The 15477-nt window shown below is 67.8% G+C and carries 18 protein-coding genes; 7 read left to right on the forward strand and 11 right to left on the reverse strand.

The window, feature by feature from the left end:
• Positions 1–72: 72 nt before the first annotated feature.
• Positions 73–327, reverse strand: a complete 255-nt coding sequence (locus MHEC_RS20915; RefSeq protein WP_048889601.1) for a glutaredoxin family protein — start codon at positions 325–327, stop codon at positions 73–75.
• Between the two features lie 100 nt (positions 328–427).
• Between MHEC_RS20915 and MHEC_RS20920 the strand changes: the two genes are divergently transcribed.
• The 3 genes from MHEC_RS20920 (at position 428) to MHEC_RS20930 (ending at position 2917) form a co-directional block, all read left to right on the forward strand.
• The gene (locus MHEC_RS20920) at positions 428–1345 is read left to right on the forward strand and encodes an HAD family hydrolase (protein ID WP_048889600.1); all 918 of its coding nucleotides are present in this window, start codon (positions 428–430) and stop codon (positions 1343–1345) included.
• A 166-nt stretch (positions 1346–1511) separates the two neighbouring features.
• Positions 1512–2024, forward strand: a complete 513-nt coding sequence (locus MHEC_RS20925; protein ID WP_048889599.1) for an FAS1-like dehydratase domain-containing protein — start codon at positions 1512–1514, stop codon at positions 2022–2024.
• A gap of 11 nt (positions 2025–2035) precedes the next feature.
• Positions 2036–2917: a cyclopropane mycolic acid synthase family methyltransferase gene (locus MHEC_RS20930; protein ID WP_071700102.1), complete on the forward strand. Its 882-nt coding sequence runs from the start codon at positions 2036–2038 to the stop codon at positions 2915–2917.
• Positions 2918–2997: 80 nt separating this feature from the next.
• Here MHEC_RS20930 and MHEC_RS20935 read toward each other — a convergent pair whose 3' ends face one another.
• From MHEC_RS20935 to MHEC_RS20975, 9 genes are all read right to left on the reverse strand, one after another.
• Positions 2998–4059, reverse strand: coding sequence for a lysophospholipid acyltransferase family protein (locus MHEC_RS20935; protein WP_048889597.1), 1062 nt, complete (start codon positions 4057–4059; stop codon positions 2998–3000).
• Between the two features lie 9 nt (positions 4060–4068).
• On the reverse strand, positions 4069–5187 hold the full coding sequence (locus MHEC_RS20940) for an SDR family oxidoreductase (RefSeq protein WP_048889596.1): 1119 nt from the start codon (positions 5185–5187) through the stop codon (positions 4069–4071).
• A 112-nt stretch (positions 5188–5299) separates the two neighbouring features.
• On the reverse strand, positions 5300–5401 hold the full coding sequence (locus MHEC_RS20945) for a 30S ribosomal protein bS22 (RefSeq protein ID WP_003402602.1): 102 nt from the start codon (positions 5399–5401) through the stop codon (positions 5300–5302).
• A gap of 146 nt (positions 5402–5547) precedes the next feature.
• On the reverse strand, positions 5548–5811 hold the full coding sequence (locus MHEC_RS20950) for a helix-turn-helix domain-containing protein (RefSeq protein ID WP_048889595.1): 264 nt from the start codon (positions 5809–5811) through the stop codon (positions 5548–5550).
• Between the two features lie 139 nt (positions 5812–5950).
• Positions 5951–6826 carry a pyrroline-5-carboxylate reductase gene (gene proC, locus MHEC_RS20955; protein ID WP_048889594.1) on the reverse strand — a complete coding sequence of 292 codons (876 nt, stop codon included), beginning with the start codon at positions 6824–6826 and terminating at the stop codon, positions 5951–5953.
• Between the two features lie 76 nt (positions 6827–6902).
• Positions 6903–7718 (reverse strand): thioesterase family protein, encoded by an 816-nt coding sequence (locus MHEC_RS20960; RefSeq protein ID WP_048889593.1) that lies wholly within the window; start codon positions 7716–7718, stop codon positions 6903–6905.
• 16 nt (positions 7719–7734) lie between these two features.
• Complete coding sequence (locus tag MHEC_RS20965; RefSeq protein WP_048889592.1) at positions 7735–8577, reverse strand: sugar phosphate isomerase/epimerase family protein; 843 nt, start codon at positions 8575–8577, stop codon at positions 7735–7737.
• An 18-nt stretch (positions 8578–8595) separates the two neighbouring features.
• A complete protein-coding gene (locus MHEC_RS20970; protein ID WP_048889591.1) occupies positions 8596–9570 on the reverse strand; it encodes a membrane protein in 975 nt (324 codons plus the stop codon).
• Positions 9567–10586 (reverse strand): Ppx/GppA family phosphatase, encoded by a 1020-nt coding sequence (locus tag MHEC_RS20975; RefSeq protein ID WP_048889590.1) that lies wholly within the window; start codon positions 10584–10586, stop codon positions 9567–9569. The genes MHEC_RS20970 and MHEC_RS20975 overlap by 4 nt, the downstream gene beginning before the upstream one ends.
• A 109-nt stretch (positions 10587–10695) precedes the next feature.
• Between MHEC_RS20975 and MHEC_RS20980 the strand changes: the two genes are divergently transcribed.
• Entirely contained in the window at positions 10696–11481 is a 786-nt protein-coding gene (locus tag MHEC_RS20980; protein WP_372507360.1) for a hypothetical protein, read from the forward strand.
• 3 nt (positions 11482–11484) lie between these two features.
• Here the strand turns inward: MHEC_RS20980 and MHEC_RS20985 are convergent, their stop codons facing one another.
• Complete coding sequence (locus tag MHEC_RS20985) at positions 11485–12216, reverse strand: FadR/GntR family transcriptional regulator (protein WP_048889588.1); 732 nt, start codon at positions 12214–12216, stop codon at positions 11485–11487.
• Positions 12217–12244: 28 nt separating this feature from the next.
• On the opposite strand from MHEC_RS20985, the gene MHEC_RS20990 reads away from it, so the two are divergent.
• From MHEC_RS20990 to MHEC_RS21000, 3 genes are read left to right on the forward strand one after another with little or no spacing between them, the layout of a single operon-like run.
• Complete coding sequence (locus tag MHEC_RS20990) at positions 12245–13195, forward strand: hypothetical protein (RefSeq protein ID WP_048889676.1); 951 nt, start codon at positions 12245–12247, stop codon at positions 13193–13195.
• Positions 13192–13521: a hypothetical protein gene (locus MHEC_RS20995; RefSeq protein WP_048889587.1), complete on the forward strand. Its 330-nt coding sequence runs from the start codon at positions 13192–13194 to the stop codon at positions 13519–13521. Before MHEC_RS20990 ends, MHEC_RS20995 begins: the two co-directional genes overlap by 4 nt.
• Positions 13518–15389: a GMC family oxidoreductase gene (locus MHEC_RS21000; RefSeq protein ID WP_048889586.1), complete on the forward strand. Its 1872-nt coding sequence runs from the start codon at positions 13518–13520 to the stop codon at positions 15387–15389. Before MHEC_RS20995 ends, MHEC_RS21000 begins: the two co-directional genes overlap by 4 nt.
• The last annotated feature ends 88 nt before the right edge of the window (positions 15390–15477 follow it).

Raw genomic sequence — 15477 nt, forward strand, 5'->3', positions numbered from 1 at the left:
CTTTCACCAGTGAACGAACTGCTCTCTACGGTAAACGTTTGCCCGTAGGGCACCAAATTGATCGATGGGCCATCAGGCCAAATCCGCGCGCAGGCGGTCTTCGTCGATCTCCCAGTAGCTGTGCTCGCGGCCGTCGAGCAGGATCACCGGCAAGCGGTCGCCGAACTCGGCGCGCAGCCCGGGGTTGCCGGCCGCCGCGGCGGCGTCGACGTCGGTGGCCGCCAGGTCGAAACCGAGTTCGTCGGCCAATTCGGTCAGCCGCTCGTGCATGCGCGCACAGATCAGGCAGCCGGCCCGGGTCAGCAGTTCTACTCGGTGACGGCTCATAGCACCAGTGTGACAGCTGCCAGCGCGCGACACCCGAGTACGCGCTGGTCCAGATAGGGTTGTATCGGCTACATGCGAGCGCAGCGAAGGGAGGTTGGCGGTGGGTTCGGGTGATCCGGCCGACACGGCCCCCGGCCGTGTCGACCTCGACGCGCTGGGCGGGGATGCCAGCGCCGCGCGGGCGCTCGACGATCTGCGCACCGACACCACGATGGCACCCGCCGACGGCACGCCGCAGCCTCCTGTCGACTTGACCGCGGCCGCGTTCTTCGACGTCGACAACACGTTGGTGCAAGGGTCCTCGCTGCTGCATTTCGGCCGCGGGCTGGCCGCGCGCAAGTACTTCACCTACCGCGACGTGCTCGGGTTCATCTACGCCCAGGCCAAGTTCCAGCTCATCGGCAAGGAGAACAGCGACGACGTCGCCGCTGGCCGGCGCAAGGCGCTGGCGTTCATCGAGGGCCGTTCGACCGCCGAGCTGGAGGCGCTCGGCGAGGAAATCTACGACGAGATCATCGCCGACAAAATCTGGCCCGGCACCCGCGAGCTTGCGCAGATGCACCTCGACGCCGGCCAGCAAGTCTGGCTGGTGACGGCCACGCCGTACGAGCTGGCGATTACCATCGCCCGCCGGCTCGGGTTGACCGGGGCGCTGGGCACCGTCGCCGAATCGATCGACGGGGTGTTTACCGGCAGGCTGGTTGGCGAACTGCTCCACGGCCCGGGCAAGGCCCACGCGGTGCGCTCGCTGGCCATCCGCGAGGGACTGAACCTCAAGCGCTGCACCGCCTACTCCGACAGCATCAACGACGTGCCGCTGTTGTCGCTGGTCGGCACGGCCGTCGCGGTCAATCCCGACCCGCAGCTGCGCGCCTTGGCGCGGGAACGCGGATGGGAGATCCGCGATTTTCGCACCGCCCGCAAGGCCGCCCGGATCGGGGTGCCGTCGGCGCTGGCACTGGGCGCGGCTGGCGGTGCGCTGGCCGCTGCCGTGTCGCGTCGCCGCGAGCGCGCGTAGCGTGCGAGAGGCGCACCGACCGCGACAAACCCCGTGTCGCGTCGCCGCGAGCGCGCGTAGCGTGCGAGAGGCGCACCGACCGCGACAAACCCCGTGTCGCGTCGCCGCGAGCGCGCACGCTGATAAGCTGCGCCGCTGAGCCCGAATGTGAGCGGAGAGTAGCGGCATGACAGTTCCCGTAGAAGCCCAGGCACTCATCGGTAAGCATTACCGGCACGGCGACCACTTCGACGTGGGACGAGAAAAGATCCGCGAGTTTGCGCGAGCCGTCAAAGACGACCATCCCGCGCATTTCAGCGAAGAGGAAGCCGCCAAGCTGGGCTACCCCGGGCTGGTGGCCCCGCTGACGTTTCTGGCGATCGCCGGGCGCCGTGTCCAGCTGGAGTTGTTCACCAAGTTCGACATCCCGATCAACATCGCACGGGTGTTCCACCGTGACCAGAAGCTGCGGTATCACCGGCCGATCTTGGCCCACGACAGGTTGTACTTCGATGCCTATCTCGACTCGGTCATCCAGTCCCACGGCACGGTGATCACCGAGATCCGCAGCGAGGTCACCGACGCCGCGGGCGAGCCGGTTGTGACCAGCGTCGTCACCATGATCGGGGAGGCTGCTGGCCAGGAGGCCGACGCGGCGACGACCGCGGCCGCAATTGCATCGATCCGCAGCGGCGCCTAGGGTCGGCCGCTATGAAACGGGCTACCCCGACACAGGATCTCACCCCGCACTTCGAGGACGTGCAGTCGCACTACGACCTGTCCGACGACTTCTACCGGCTCTTTCTCGACCCGACGCAGACCTACAGCTGCGCGTACTTCGAGCGCGACGACATGTCGCTGCAGGAGGCGCAGCTCGCCAAGATCGACCTGTCCTTGGGCAAGCTGGGCCTACAGCCCGGTATGACACTGCTGGACATCGGATGTGGTTGGGGCGCAACGCTTTTGCGCGCGATCGAGAAGTACGACGTCAATGTGATCGGTTTGACGTTGAGCAAGAACCAGCACGCGCATGTCGAGCGGCTGTTCGCTGAGTCGACCAGCTCCCGCTCCAAGCAGGTTCGCCTACAGGGCTGGGAGCAGTTCGATGAGCCGGTGGACCGCATCGTGTCGATCGGCGCGTTCGAGCATTTTGGCCGCGACCGCTACGACGAATTTTTCGCCATGGCGTTTCGGGTGCTGCCGCCGTCGGGGGTGATGCTGCTGCACACCATCATCAAACCCGGTGACGAGGAGTTCGCCGCGCGCGGGTTGCCGGTCACGATGCGTCACCTGCGATTCTTCAAGTTCATCATGGACGAGATTTTTCCCGGGGGCGATCTGCCGCAGGCGGTGGTGGTCGAAAAGCATGCGGCCAAAGTCGGCTTCACACTTGCCAAGAAGCAACAGCTGAGGCTGCATTACGCGCGCACCCTGGATACCTGGGCGCGCAACCTCGAGGCCCACAAGGACGAGGCCATCGCGATCCAGTCCGAACAGGTCTACGAGCGCTACATGAAATACCTGACCGGCTGCGCCGACCTGTTCCGCGAGGGCTATACCGACGTCTGCCAGTTCACCCTCGTCAAGCCCTAGTTCCTAGTGCGGCGAGCAGACGCAGAATCGCATTCCCGGCGCGCTGCGCGTGCGATTGTGCGTCTGCTCGGCGAGTTAAGTCAGCCGAAGAACACGTTGCGGCGCCCGGCCAGCAGTCGATAGAGCGTCTGCTGGATCGTTTCGCGCACCTGGTCGGTCAGCTCGAAGGTGATCATCGGGTCGTCAGCGTCGCCGGGGCCGTAGTGGTCGGTGGGGATCGGCTCGCCGAAGGCGATGTACCACTTCGACGGCAGCGGCACCATCCCGGCCGGACCGGCCAGCGGGAACAGCGGCGTGACCGGGAAATAGGGCAGGCCGAACAGCCGCGCCAGCAGCTTGACGTCGGCCAGCATCGGGTAGATCTCCTCCGACCCGACGATCGAGCACGGCACAATCGGCGCGCGAGTGCGCAACGCCGCCGACACGAATCCGCCCCGACCGAACCGCTGCAGCTTGTAGCGGTCTTTGAAGCGCTTCCCCAGACCCTTGTAGCCCTCCGGGAACACCGCGGTCAGCTCGCCGGATGCCAGCAGCCGGTGCGCGTCGGTGGTGCAGGCCATGGTGTGCCCCGCCTTGCGGGCGGTCTCGCCGATCACGGGCAGGTCGAACACCATGTCGGCGGCCAGCAGCCGCAAATCGCGTTTCGCCGGATGCTCGTCGTGAACCGCGATCGAGGTCATCAACCCGTCGAATGGCAGCACCCCGGCGTGGTTGGCCACCACCAACGCGGCACCCGTGCTCGGCAGGTTCTCGATGCCGCTGACCTCCACCCGAAACCAGGACCGAAAGAAGAATCTCAGCAAAGGCCGCACGATCGCGTCGTTGAAGTGCGGATCGAAGCCGAATTCGTCGACGCTGTAATCACCGGTGAGCCGCTGGCGCAGGAACGCGGCGACGGCGGCGACCCGCTGGGCCAGTTCCGTGGTCGGCGCCGAAGCCTCCTCTGTGGCGACGCGGCGGCGCTGATCGATCTCGCGGACGACGGCGGCGATCTGCTCGGCCGATGCCCGAGCATGTGGATCGGAGAGCAGCGAGGGATGCCGACGTGACGCCGCGGTGCGCTGACCGGCGCGCCGCTGCGCAGCTGCACGATTCGGATTCGTGTGCAGCGGAATGACTTTCGCCTTGGAATCGCCCGCCACAGTATTTACCTACCCCCCAACCCTTAAGGCGCTCGTGAGCGACTGCTCAAGACGTTCGGCTGCCGCCACAGCCCGGCCCTCCAAGGAGCGTACCAACTCAGGTTTGATAATGGGAGTCAAAGCCCGGCCGCGAATGTAATCGTCGAACGCTTCAGCCGTTGTCCACTTCGGATGGTAGTCGAGTTCTTTGCGCATTCGGGTGGTGTCCATCACCCGGCCGAAGCTCAAGTAGTCCAGTTGTTCGCGATTGATGTCGGTATAGCGATTAGCCCGTCTCAGCGAATCCAACGCCCACAGCGCGAAACCGGGCACGGGTAGCGGGATGCGCCCCGCTCGACGGATCGCCTGCGAAAGCATGATGATGCCGTCCGCGCCGATGTTGAAGGTGCCGGGCTTGCCGGCCAACGCGGCGCGCTCCAGCGCACCCAGCGCGTCTTGTTCGTGTAGCAACTGCAGCCGCGCATCGCGCCCGACGATCGTCGGCACCAGGGGTCCAGCCAAGTAGCGCGACAGCGTGGTGTCCATGGCGGGCCCGATCATGTTGGCCAGCCTCAGGATCGTGACCGCGATATCGGGCCGGCGCCGACCCAGTCCGCGCGCGTATCCCTCGATATCGATGCTGTCTTTGGGAAAACCCTCGCCCAAGGGGCGGCGGCTGCTGCTGTCCTCGGTGAACACCACCGGGTCATGGGCGCTGGACCCGTAGACCTCCGACGTGGACTTCAGCACGACGCGACGCACCGCCGGCGCCTTCTGGCAGGCCGCGAACAGCTGCATCGCGCCCATCACGTTGACTTCCTTCAGCGCCGCGCCACCGCCGGACCGCGGCGCATACGACGCCGCCGCCGCGTGCACCACGGTGTCGACCTCGCCGTTTCGAATCACCTTGGCGATAAACGGGTTGCGAATGTCGGCCCGGACGAATTCCGCGCGGCCCATCCGCCGCAGCATGTCCTTGCTGGGAGCGATCGCATCCACCGCGATGACGCGTTTGATCAACGGGTTCTGCGCCAGCCGGGCGGTCAGGTAGCCCCCCAGGAATCGGCACGCGCCGGTGATCAGCACGACCTTTGGGTAATGCAGGGTGTCGCTGCCCGCGTCGCTTTGTGTGTCTGCGTTTCGGTCCATTCGGTTACCGGGAGGGGTGCCTGGGTGACCGTCCGCCGAATTCACTCCGTTAGCCTAGCGGGCTTCAGATACCACGGCGTTACCGTCGAGTGAAGCTACGCGCGCACGCAGTTTACTTTCCGAGTTTTCTGCGCTGTACCCGCGTGCGGCGCAGCAGTTTGCGGTGCTTCTTCTTCGACATTCGTTTGCGCCGCTTCTTGATTACTGAGCCCATGACCCCGCTATCTAAGTCCGCCTGCCGACTAGTCCCGTGCCGGCTAGTGAAATGACCCGCACACTTTACCGGCTGACGGCTTGCAGCGGAAAACCGGCATGACGCGGCGCGACAACGACCCGCGATAGGCCGGCGGGCCGCTGGGGTCAGCCGGCGTCGAAGTAGGACGTTTCCAGCATGTCGTGCACGGCCTTGGCGTGCACCCGGAAGGAGCGCCCGACCCGTACCGCCGGCAGCTCGCCGTTGTGCACCAGCCGGTAGACGGTCATCTTGCTGACCCGCATCAGCGCCGCCACCTCGGCCACTGTGAGAAATTGAGTTCTTGGCTGCTGGGTGTCGGAGGAACCGGTGTCCCGTGCCGATTTACCGCCAGCTGAATCCCGCGCCGATGGCCCGTTGATAGACGTCATCGCAACCCAATCAGTCAGGCACGTGCAGTCCCACCGGCTTCCCCTCCGCTGGCACCCACACGTGCATACAGATAAGGAGAATAGCGGGACTAGTGGGGTTACTGCGACGGGTGTGGGAAAATCTATGAAAATTGCCGAATTACTCTGATGTGATTCTTAGCTGTTCGGCACGGGTTTTTGCGGCCCACACCGCGCTGTCGACTGCCGCCCGCAAACCGCCGCGTTCCAGTTCGCGCAGCGCCGCCGCGGTGGTACCGCCCGGCGAGGTGACCATCGCGCGCAGCTGCGCCGCCGCGGTGTCGGCTCGAAAGTCGCTCGGCGCATCGCCAGCAACGCGCCGTTCCTGCTCTATGCGCTCCAGCAGCATCGCCGCCGACCCGGCCATGGTCTGCGCCGCCAGCTCGGTGGCCACCGCCCGACTCAAGCCGGCCCCGACGCCGGCGTCCACCAACGCTTCGACCATCAGGAAAAAGTAAGCCGGTCCCGAACCGGACACCGCGGTCACCGCGTCCAGCTGGGCTTCGGGCACGGTGAGCACACCACCGACCGAACCGAACAGCGCGGAAACTTCCTCGAGCTGTTCGGGCGTGGCGAAGCGGCCCTTGGCCAGCGCGCTCACCCCGGCGCCGACCAGCGAGGGCGCGTTGGGCATCGCCCGGACGACGGGTGTGCCCGCCGGCAACCGCGATTCGAAGTAACCTGTGGTGACGCCCGCCGCCACCGTCACGAAAACCTGTTCAGCGGAATCACTTTCGGCTTCGGCGGCGGCCTGGGCGATTTCCCCGATCACCGATTCGACGTCAGCGGGCTTGACCGCGACGATCACGAATGTCGCGCTTTGCACCGCGTCGGTCACCGTAGTCACCCGCACCGCGTAGCTCTCGGCCAGGTATCGGGCCCGGTCGGCCAACCGTTCGGCCACGACCAGGTCTTTGACCTGCCGTCCGGCCCGCAGCAGCCCCGACAGCAACGCTTCGCCGATACTGCCGCCGCCGATGATCGCGATCCTGGCCACGGGTCAAAGCATGGCAGACCGGGCGCGGGCGATCGCAAGCGCGGCGGAGCCGGGCGCAGCGGGTCGCCCGCCTCGCCTACCTGGCGGGAGGCACCATCGCCAGCTGGCGGGTCTGCACCACGATGCGGCCTTGGCTGTCGACGACGAGGTGGTCCTCGTCGAACCAGTCCTGCCCGATTTGCATACAGGTGCAGATCACCCGCAGCCATCCGTCGGCCGGTAGCCCACGCAGGTAGGCGGTGAGCTGCACCGTCGGCGCCCAGCCGGTACGGCCCACGGCGAAGCTCACCGGAGCCGAGACGTCCCCGCACATCAGCGCGAACAGCACGTCGGGTGGCATCCCGCGCGGGCGCACCCACAGCTGGATCACCGGCGGGCGCCCGTCGGTGGGCTGCAGCGTCGACACATCCGGGCGCACATCACAGCCCTCGGCCAAATGCACCAGCCCGGCCAGCGGGTGGCCGGGCCCGATCGGCGCGATGCCGGGCGGTGGCTCGGGCGCCATCAGGTCCAGGACCGGATTCGCCGACAGCAACGGCGGCGCCGGGTGCTCGGGCTCGCCGAGGGTGACGACGGCGTGCACGGCGGTGCGTTCGCCCTGGGTGAGTTCGACGTCGACCACGCTGATCCGACGGCCGCGCTTGCGGATCGACGTGGCCAGCCGCATCGGCCCGGGATCGGGCGCCCACAAGAAGCTGCCCGACACCGCCACGGGCTGGGCGGATCCGCCGTGAACCGTGCGAGCCGCGTTGGCGCACAACGCCAGCATGGCGCCACCGTGCACCTTCGGGCCGATGGTCCAATGCTCGTTGAGCTCCCCCTCGAATACCCGGCCATCTGCTGACGTGGCAGCGACTTCACGCAATTGCATCGCGGCGGTGAACAAGCTCATCGAATTCCTCAACACGTCAACGCAACAAATGGGTTCGGGCGAACTGTAGCGACTCGGCCAGCATGGCCCGGCGCTCGTGCACCGACCGCGCGCTCGAGGTCGACACCTCCAGGATGACGTGGCCGGCGAAGTCGCCGCCGGCCAGCATCTGGCACACCTCGACCGTGGGTTGCGAGCCCCGTCCGGGTACCAGATGCTCGTCGACCGGCAGCCCGTTGCCGTCGCACAGGTGCAAATGCACCAGACCCGAACCCATCCGCCGCGCCATGTCCAGCGCGTCGGTGTGCGCCGTCGCGGTGTGCGAAAGATCGAGGGTGTAGTGAGCATGGTTGCCGTCCAACGGGTCATACGACGGCGCGAACGCCGAAATCGCCGGACCCGGGCCGCCGCCGCGCTTGCGCATCCGTTGCAGCGACTGCTCGGCGCGAAAGAACCGGTCCGCGCGAAACGGGAACATGTTCTCCACGGCCACCATCACCTCGCTGGATGCCTCAAGCTCGGCGATCTGCTCCCGGAATCCCTCGGCGTAGCGCCGCTGCCAGCGAAACGGCGGATGCACGACGACGGTTTGCGCCCCAAGCTGTTCGGCGGCCCGCACGCTGCGCTCCAGCTTCGGGATCGGGTTGGCGCCCCAAACCCGCTGCGAGATCAGCAAACAGGGTGCGTGCACCGAAAGCACCGGCACGCGGTAGCGATGCGCCAGCTTCTCCACCGCGTCGATGTCCTGGCTGACCGATTCGCCCCATACCATCAGCTCGACCCCGTCGTAGCCAAGTTGTGCGGCGTACTCGAAAGCGGCCTCGGTCCTCAACGGGTAGACCGAGGCCGTCGACAGACCGACCTTGATGGCTGGGCGCACGCTGGTGTCCGCGGCTCCTTAGCCCGACTGCAACAGTGCCAACGGCCCCAGCGTGACCAATGCCCCGACCGCAACCGCGGTGAGGGTGCTGCCGATGTCCTCGGTGCGGCGGACCACCCTCACCCCGGCGACCAGGCCGAGAATGACCAGCACCGACAGCACCAGCGCGACAATGTTGTTCCACCGCCATAGCTGGTCGAACGCGATGAACAACCCGGCGCCGAATGCCACCGCGAGAATCGATTGGAAAACCACCAACCCGCCGTGCAGCAATGCCTCGGTCTTGTTCGTCCAGGCATACGCGTCCTCGTCCTGGTCGTCGACATCGGCGGGGATGTCGGCGTCGTGCTCGTCGAGCTCCTCGGCGTCGGGTAATTCAGCCAGATGCGACCCGGTGTGTCCACCCGCGGCTTTGCCGCCGAGCTGCCGGCCCGTCCCGCGCAGGTAGGACCGCACATACGCGGAGTCCTCCTGGACCGGCTCGGCTTCGCGTACCTCGGTGTCCATCACGTCCACCGGTATCTCGGCATAGTCTTCCGGCGGGTCCGGGCTCATCCGCTCGGCGCCGGATTGCGGATCTGTCCCATCGTGGTCGCCGTCGCTGGGCGCGACGCGGCGAACTGGCCGCGGATAGAAGCTGCGAGCCGGTCCGGAGTCGCGGGACGACACCGGTGGGGATTCGGGCCAGCGCGGCTGCGGTTTTGACCAGTACTGGGAGGGTTCGTCGTCGTGCTGAGCCGGAACCCGGTCGGCTGTGGCGGTGCGCAGGGCGCCCGTGGTGGGCTCGACGTGCTCGGTATCGTCGCGGTGGTCTTCGTCGTCGCGGACGACGGGGATCTCGCCGGTCAGTTCGGCGACGGTCACCGCCTCGCTGTTGTTCCGCCGACGATGACGACGGCCGGCGGGTGGCGGGGCGCCGATGGTGCCGTTTTTGGCCAGCAATTCGGCCACCGAGATCGGCCGAGTGCTGTGGCCCTCATGTGTTCCAGTCATCGTGTGTCGCCTCTCGATCGGTCAACCACGGCCCGATCAACTTGCTGGCTACCAGCATCCCCCACGGAAGTCTCCACTAGGGCGGTTCCGTCAGCTTCGCTGTCAAGTTTGCGCAAGATGAGACCTTCGCGCAGGGCCCACGGGCAGATGTCCACCGTTTCTATCGACAGCGCACGCATACTCGCCTCCGCCACCAAGGCTCCCGCAACGATCTGCGGCGCCCGTTCGGCACTCACTCCTTCCAGTTCTGCACGGTCAGCGGTCGTCATCCTAGAGATGAAAGCTATGAGTTGTCTGAGGCCGTTGGCTGTCAGCGTCCGTTTGACCCGGGGCCCGGCCGCTGACGGCGCGGCGCCGGTGAGACGGGCCAGCGAGCGAAACGTCTTCGACGTCGCCACGGCCAGGTCGGGGCTGCCGGCTTTCAGTACGATCGCGCTGGGTTCGGCCAGCTCGGTGTCGAGCCAATCACGTAGCATGGCCACCCTCCGCCGGCCCGGCGGGTCGTCGGGCAGCCACTCGCGGGTCAGCCGCCCGGCGCCCAGCGGCAGCGACAGCGCCACGTCGGGTTCCTCGTCGACGCCGCTGGACAACTCCAATGAGCCGCCGCCGATGTCGAGGTTCACGATCCGCCCCGCGCTCCAGCCGTACCAGCGACGCACCGCCAGGAAGGTCAACCGCGATTCGTCGACACCGCGCAGCACTTGCAGCTCGACTCCGGTTTCGGCACGCACCCGGGCCAGCACGTCGTCAGAGTTCTTGGCGTCGCGGACCGCGGAGGTGGCAAAGGCCATCAGCTCGGCGCAGCCCGAGCTGACCGCGATCTTGGCGAATTCGTCGATGGTCGCGATCAGTTTGTCGGCGCCCTTGCGGGTGATCTTGCCGGAGTTGTCGAGGGCCTCGGCCAGGCGCAGCGTGGCCTTGGTCGAACTCATCGGCGTCGGGTGCCCGCCGCGGCGAGCATCCACCACCAACAGATGAACCGTGTTGCTGCCCACGTCCAGCACGCCCAACCGCACGAACCAACAGTACGTGGCGTCTGGTCAGGTGACGGCGCCAGGAGACGCGCGGCGACCCGACGCCGCGCGTGACGTTGAGCCAGAGACATTTTCCTCTACGGTGGAAACCGTGTCAGCCTCCCAGCCCGACCACCCCGGCGAGGTCGAGTTGGACTTCACCCGCGAATGGGTGGAGTTCTACGACCCGGACAATCCCGAGCACCTGATCGCCGCCGACCTCACCTGGTTACTGTCGCGCTGGACATGCGTATTCGGCACGCCGGCCTGCCGGGGCACGGTGGCCGGCCGTCCCGATGATGGCTGCTGCTCGCACGGGGCGTTCTTGTGCGACGACGACGACCGCGCCCGGCTCGACGACGCGGTGTCGAAGCTGACCGACACGGAATGGCAATTCCGCGAGCAAGGGTTGGGCCGCAAGGGCTATCTGGAACGCGACGAACACGACGGCGAACAGCAGCTGCGCACCCGCAAATACAAGGGCGCATGCATCTTCTTGAACCGCCCGGGGTTCAAAGGAGGCGCGGGTTGTGCGCTGCACATCAAAGCACTCAAGCTCGGAGTGGCGCCGTTGACCATGAAACCCGACGTCTGCTGGCAACTGCCGATCCGGCGCAGCCAGGAGTGGGTGACCCGGCCCGACGGCAGCGAGATCCTGAAAACCACCATCACCGAATACGACCGGCGCAGCTGGGGTCCCGGCGGTGCCGACCTGCACTGGTTCTGCACCGGCGACCCCGCCGCCCACGTCGGCGCCAAGCAGGTCTGGGAAAGCCTTGCCGCCGAACTCACCGAACTCATCGGCGACAAGGCCTATGCCGAATTGGCGGCAATGTGCAAGCGGCGCAACCAGTTAGGACTCGTCGCCGTACACCCGGCGACCAGGGCGGCCGAATAGCCGCTAGGTCTCCGCGTCACGGTACGTAACCTTGTAGGACTCCACCATGCGCAGGGCGCTCGACTGCAGGTAGGCCTCGACGCTGGTAGCGGCGGCCGTCGCATCCCGCGCCCCCACCGCCTCGGTAATGGCCCGCAGCTCGGCCAGGACCGTGCCGCCGTCGTGGTAGGCCCCGGTGAGCTCGTGCTCCCGGCCGCCGAAGGCCTGCTCCACCCAGCGGTACAGCAGCCCCAGCGCGCGGTTGCGGGTGGCGTGGACGAGCACGCGGAAGAAGGCGAGGTCGGCCTCCTGGCGCGCCTGCGCGGTGTCGGCCTCTTGCACGGTCGCCAGCGCGGCGTGTAGCGACCTCACGTCGTCGGGGTTGGCGCGCTCGGCGGCGAGCCGGCCGATGAACGCGCCGAACGCCGCCCGCAGTTCGAGGATCTCCACCAAGAAGTCCGGTCCCAGCTTGCGCACCAGCGCCTCCACGACCGCCGGGTGGGTGAGACCGGTGGGGTCGCGGACCACGTTGCCGCTGCCGTGCCGGGCTTCGATCAGGCCCATGTGCTGCAGCCGCGCCAATCCCTGGCGCAGCGAGGTGCGGTTGACGCGGAATTGCTCGGCAAGCTCGCGCTCCGGCGGCAGCGTCGAGCCGGGCGGAAACGCCCCGTCGAGGATGGCGTCGGCGATCGACGTGGCGATCTGTTCGTCGACGCGCTGACGGTCCGGTGGCGAAAACGGGCTTGACTGGTTCATTGGCTCAACCAATATAGTGGACGCGACCATGAACGACGAACTGCGATCGGCCGCCGCGCCGCGCTGGCAAGGTCAGCGTGGCCGCCTGGAAGTCTGGTATGCGACGCTGTCGGATCCGGTGACCCGCGCCGGGTTGTGGCTGCACCACGAAACCGTGGCACCTACCACCGGATCCCCCTACGGGCACGGCTGGGCGACCTGGTTTCCGGCCGACGGCCCGCCGTACACCGAGCGGTTCGGACCAGAGCCGGTCGCGCCCGCGGCCGGGCCGGCTTGGTTCGACGCGGCGGGGGCACGGGCCGCATTTGACGAACTGTCCGGGCGAGCCGGATCGCTGGCCTGGCAGCTGCACTGGAAGGACACCGGCGCGCCGCTGTGGACCTTTCCGCGGCTGGCCTGGGAGCACGAGCTGCTGCCCGGCGCTCAGGTGGTGCTGGCCCCGGCCGCGCAGTTCACCGGCTCACTCACCGTTGCCGGCGCGAGCCACCGGCTCGACGGCTGGCGGGGCGGGGTGGCCCACATCTACGGGCGTGGCAACGCCAAACGTTGGGGCTGGCTGCACGCTGACCTCGGTGAGGGCGACATGGTCGAGGCCGTCTCCGCGGTATCGCACACGCCGGGTCTGCGCAGGTTGCCGCCGATGGCGTTCGTCCGGTTCCGCATCGACGGAAAAGATTGGCCGGCAAGCGGTTTGCCGTCACTACGGATGCACACGACGCTGGGCGTACGACATTGGCAGCTGGAGGGCCACATCGGCCGACACGATGTGCTCATCCGGGTGGACCAGCCGGAAAACCGTTGCGTAAGCCTGCAATACACCGATCCCGACGGCGCCACCGCGGTATGCACCAACACCGAGCAAGCTGACATCCATGTCGAGCTCGGCGACCGGCGGTGGTCGGTGCTCGGTACCGGCCACGCCGAAGTGGGTTTGCGCGGCGCACAAGCGCCCACCGTCAACGAAAGGACCCCCGCGTGAGTTTCCTGTTCGACCCGCCGATGCTGCTGGCCTCCGGGGTCTTGATCGAACGCACCCTGCCCGAGGATCGGCGTGACGTCGCCGAGGCCGCCACCCTGGGGGTCTTCTTCGGCGGCTCGTTCGGCCTGTACCACAACGTGCCCGGCCTGGGGCTGCTGTGGCGGCCGTTCCGCGCCGAGAACGGACGCGACTTCATGTGGAACAGCGGGGTTTTCGGCATGGACACCAAAGAGCTCCGCTGGCCGATGCATGCCTTGGCCGGCGGCATCTTCGCGACGTATCCATTTTTCCTCAAGCTTGGCCGGTGGCTCGGCCGCATGCTATGAGCCGTCTGGCCCGGCGAGCGACCGCCGCCTTCGGCGCGGCGCTGCTGCCCGAGGAGTGCGGTGGCCCCCCACCGGCTCAGCTCGTCGAACGGGTGGAGCGCTATGTCGCGCAGCTGCCGGCGAGCTCGCGGGCTGCGGTGCGGGCAGGGCTGTTAAGCCTCGCCGCCGCAAGCTATCTCAGCACTGGGCGCTCACTGTCGAGGCTGAGTCCAAACGCTCGCGCACAACTGCTGCGGCGCGTTGCCGCGCTCAGCCCCGATGTCGGTGCGGCAGTCGAAGGGCTCAAGGCAATCGTGTTGCTGGCCAACGGCGCCGACACCTACGCGCCGGAGTTGCTTGCCCGCGCGGCCGAACACGACGTCGCCCGCCCCGATGCGGCGCTGGACCTCACGCCGTCGGCCGACAGTCCGTCGGTGGTCCGGGCCGACGCCGTGGTGGTCGGCTCCGGTGCTGGCGGGGCGATGGCGGCGCGCGTCTTAGCGCGCGCCGGTCGGCAGACCGTCGTCATCGAGGAGGGCCGACGCTGGAGCGTCGACGAGTTCCGCACCCGGCACCCGGTCGACCGCTACGCGGGGCTCTACCGCGGGGCCGGCGCCACCGTCGCGCTGGGACGCCCGGCCGTGGTGCTGCCGATCGGGCGCGCGGTCGGTGGCACCACCGTCGTCAACTCCGGCACGTGCTATCGCCCGCCGGTGGCGGTGCAGCGGCGCTGGCGTGACGAGTTCGGGTTGTCGCTGGCCGACCCCGACCGGCTGGCCGGCCACCTCGACGACGTCGAGCACACCCTGCAGGTAGCGCCGGTGCCGCTGGAGATCATGGGAGGCAACGGTCGGCTGCTGCTCGACGGCGCCGCCGCGCTGGGCTGGCACGCGGCGCCGATTCCCCGCAATGCGCCGGGCTGTGATGCCTGCTGCCAGTGCGCAATCGGGTGTCCGCGCAACGCCAAGTTTGGTGTGCACCTCAACGCGTTGCCCCAGGCGTGTGCGGCGGGTGCCCGCATCGTCTGCGATGCCCGCGTCGAGCGGGTGCTGCACGCCGGTGGACGTGCGCGCGGGGTGCGGGCTCGACGGCCCGACGGCACCGCATTCGACGTACTTGCCGACACAGTCGTGGTCGCAGCTGGCGCGACCGAGACACCAAACCTGTTGCGGCGCAGCGATCTTGGTGCACATCCGCTGCTCGGCCGCAATTTGGCTCTGCATCCGGCGGTGATGGTGGCCGGCCGCTTCCAGGGCGAGGTTTACGCGTGGCGTGGGGTGCTGCAAAGCGCGGCCAGCGACGAGCTGCACTCGTCGTCGGGCGTGCTGATCGAGGCGACGTCGACACCTCCCGGCATGGGCTCGATGGTCTTTCCCGGTTACGGAGCCGAGCTGCTCGATTGGCTCGACAAGGCCTCGCGCGTCGCGACTTTGGGGGCGATGGTGGCCGACCGGGGCGTCGGGCGGGTGCATTCCGTGCGCGGCCAGACCTTGCTGCGCTACGACATCGACCCCGCCGACACCGCCAAACTCCTAACCGCGATCCAGGCCATGGGCCGGCTGCTGTTCGCCGCCGGCGCGGTCGAGCTGCTCACCGGTCTGCCGGCTGCCCCGACCGTGACCTCGCTGCCCGCACTCGACGATGCCCTGGGCCGCACCAACCCGAAAAGCCTGCACCTGGCGGCGTTTCATCCCACCGGCACCGCCGCCGCCGGCGCCGACGAGCAGCGCTGCCCGGTCGACCAGCACGGCCGGCTGCGCGGCGTGGAGGGGGTGTGGGTCGCCGACGGGTCAATCCTGCCCAGCTGCCCGGAGGTCAACCCGCAGGTGTCGATCATGGCGCTGGCGCAGGCGGTGGCCGAAGAACTGCTGACCGAGCGGAGGCGGTGATTGAACGACAGCTAACTCAAAGCCGCACTCCTGCAAATGGTTACCGCAGGCGAGGGGGGACGAGCTCGCCTGGCCTCCAGCGGGGCCT

Source organism: Mycobacterium heckeshornense (assembly GCF_016592155.1).
GTDB lineage: Bacteria > Actinomycetota > Actinomycetes > Mycobacteriales > Mycobacteriaceae > Mycobacterium > Mycobacterium heckeshornense.

What these genes read in the sequence shown, in the direction of transcription:
- MHEC_RS20915 (WP_048889601.1), bottom strand. Translation starts at nt 327, where the DNA reads ATGAGCCGTCACCGAGTAGAACTGCTGACCCGGGCCGGCTGCCTGATC.
- MHEC_RS20925 (WP_048889599.1), top strand. Translation starts at nt 1,512, where the DNA reads ATGACAGTTCCCGTAGAAGCCCAGGCACTCATCGGTAAGCATTACCGG.
- MHEC_RS20930 (WP_071700102.1), top strand. Translation starts at nt 2,036, where the DNA reads ATGAAACGGGCTACCCCGACACAGGATCTCACCCCGCACTTCGAGGAC.
- MHEC_RS20940 (WP_048889596.1), bottom strand. Translation starts at nt 5,187, where the DNA reads ATGGACCGAAACGCAGACACACAAAGCGACGCGGGCAGCGACACCCTG.
- MHEC_RS20945 (WP_003402602.1), bottom strand. Translation starts at nt 5,401, where the DNA reads ATGGGCTCAGTAATCAAGAAGCGGCGCAAACGAATGTCGAAGAAGAAG.
- MHEC_RS20950 (WP_048889595.1), bottom strand. Translation starts at nt 5,811, where the DNA reads ATGACGTCTATCAACGGGCCATCGGCGCGGGATTCAGCTGGCGGTAAA.
- MHEC_RS20960 (WP_048889593.1), bottom strand. Translation starts at nt 7,718, where the DNA reads ATGAGCTTGTTCACCGCCGCGATGCAATTGCGTGAAGTCGCTGCCACG.
- MHEC_RS20970 (WP_048889591.1), bottom strand. Translation starts at nt 9,570, where the DNA reads ATGACTGGAACACATGAGGGCCACAGCACTCGGCCGATCTCGGTGGCC.
- MHEC_RS20985 (WP_048889588.1), bottom strand. Translation starts at nt 12,216, where the DNA reads ATGAACCAGTCAAGCCCGTTTTCGCCACCGGACCGTCAGCGCGTCGAC.
- MHEC_RS20990 (WP_048889676.1), top strand. Translation starts at nt 12,245, where the DNA reads ATGAACGACGAACTGCGATCGGCCGCCGCGCCGCGCTGGCAAGGTCAG.
- MHEC_RS21000 (WP_048889586.1), top strand. Translation starts at nt 13,518, where the DNA reads ATGAGCCGTCTGGCCCGGCGAGCGACCGCCGCCTTCGGCGCGGCGCTG.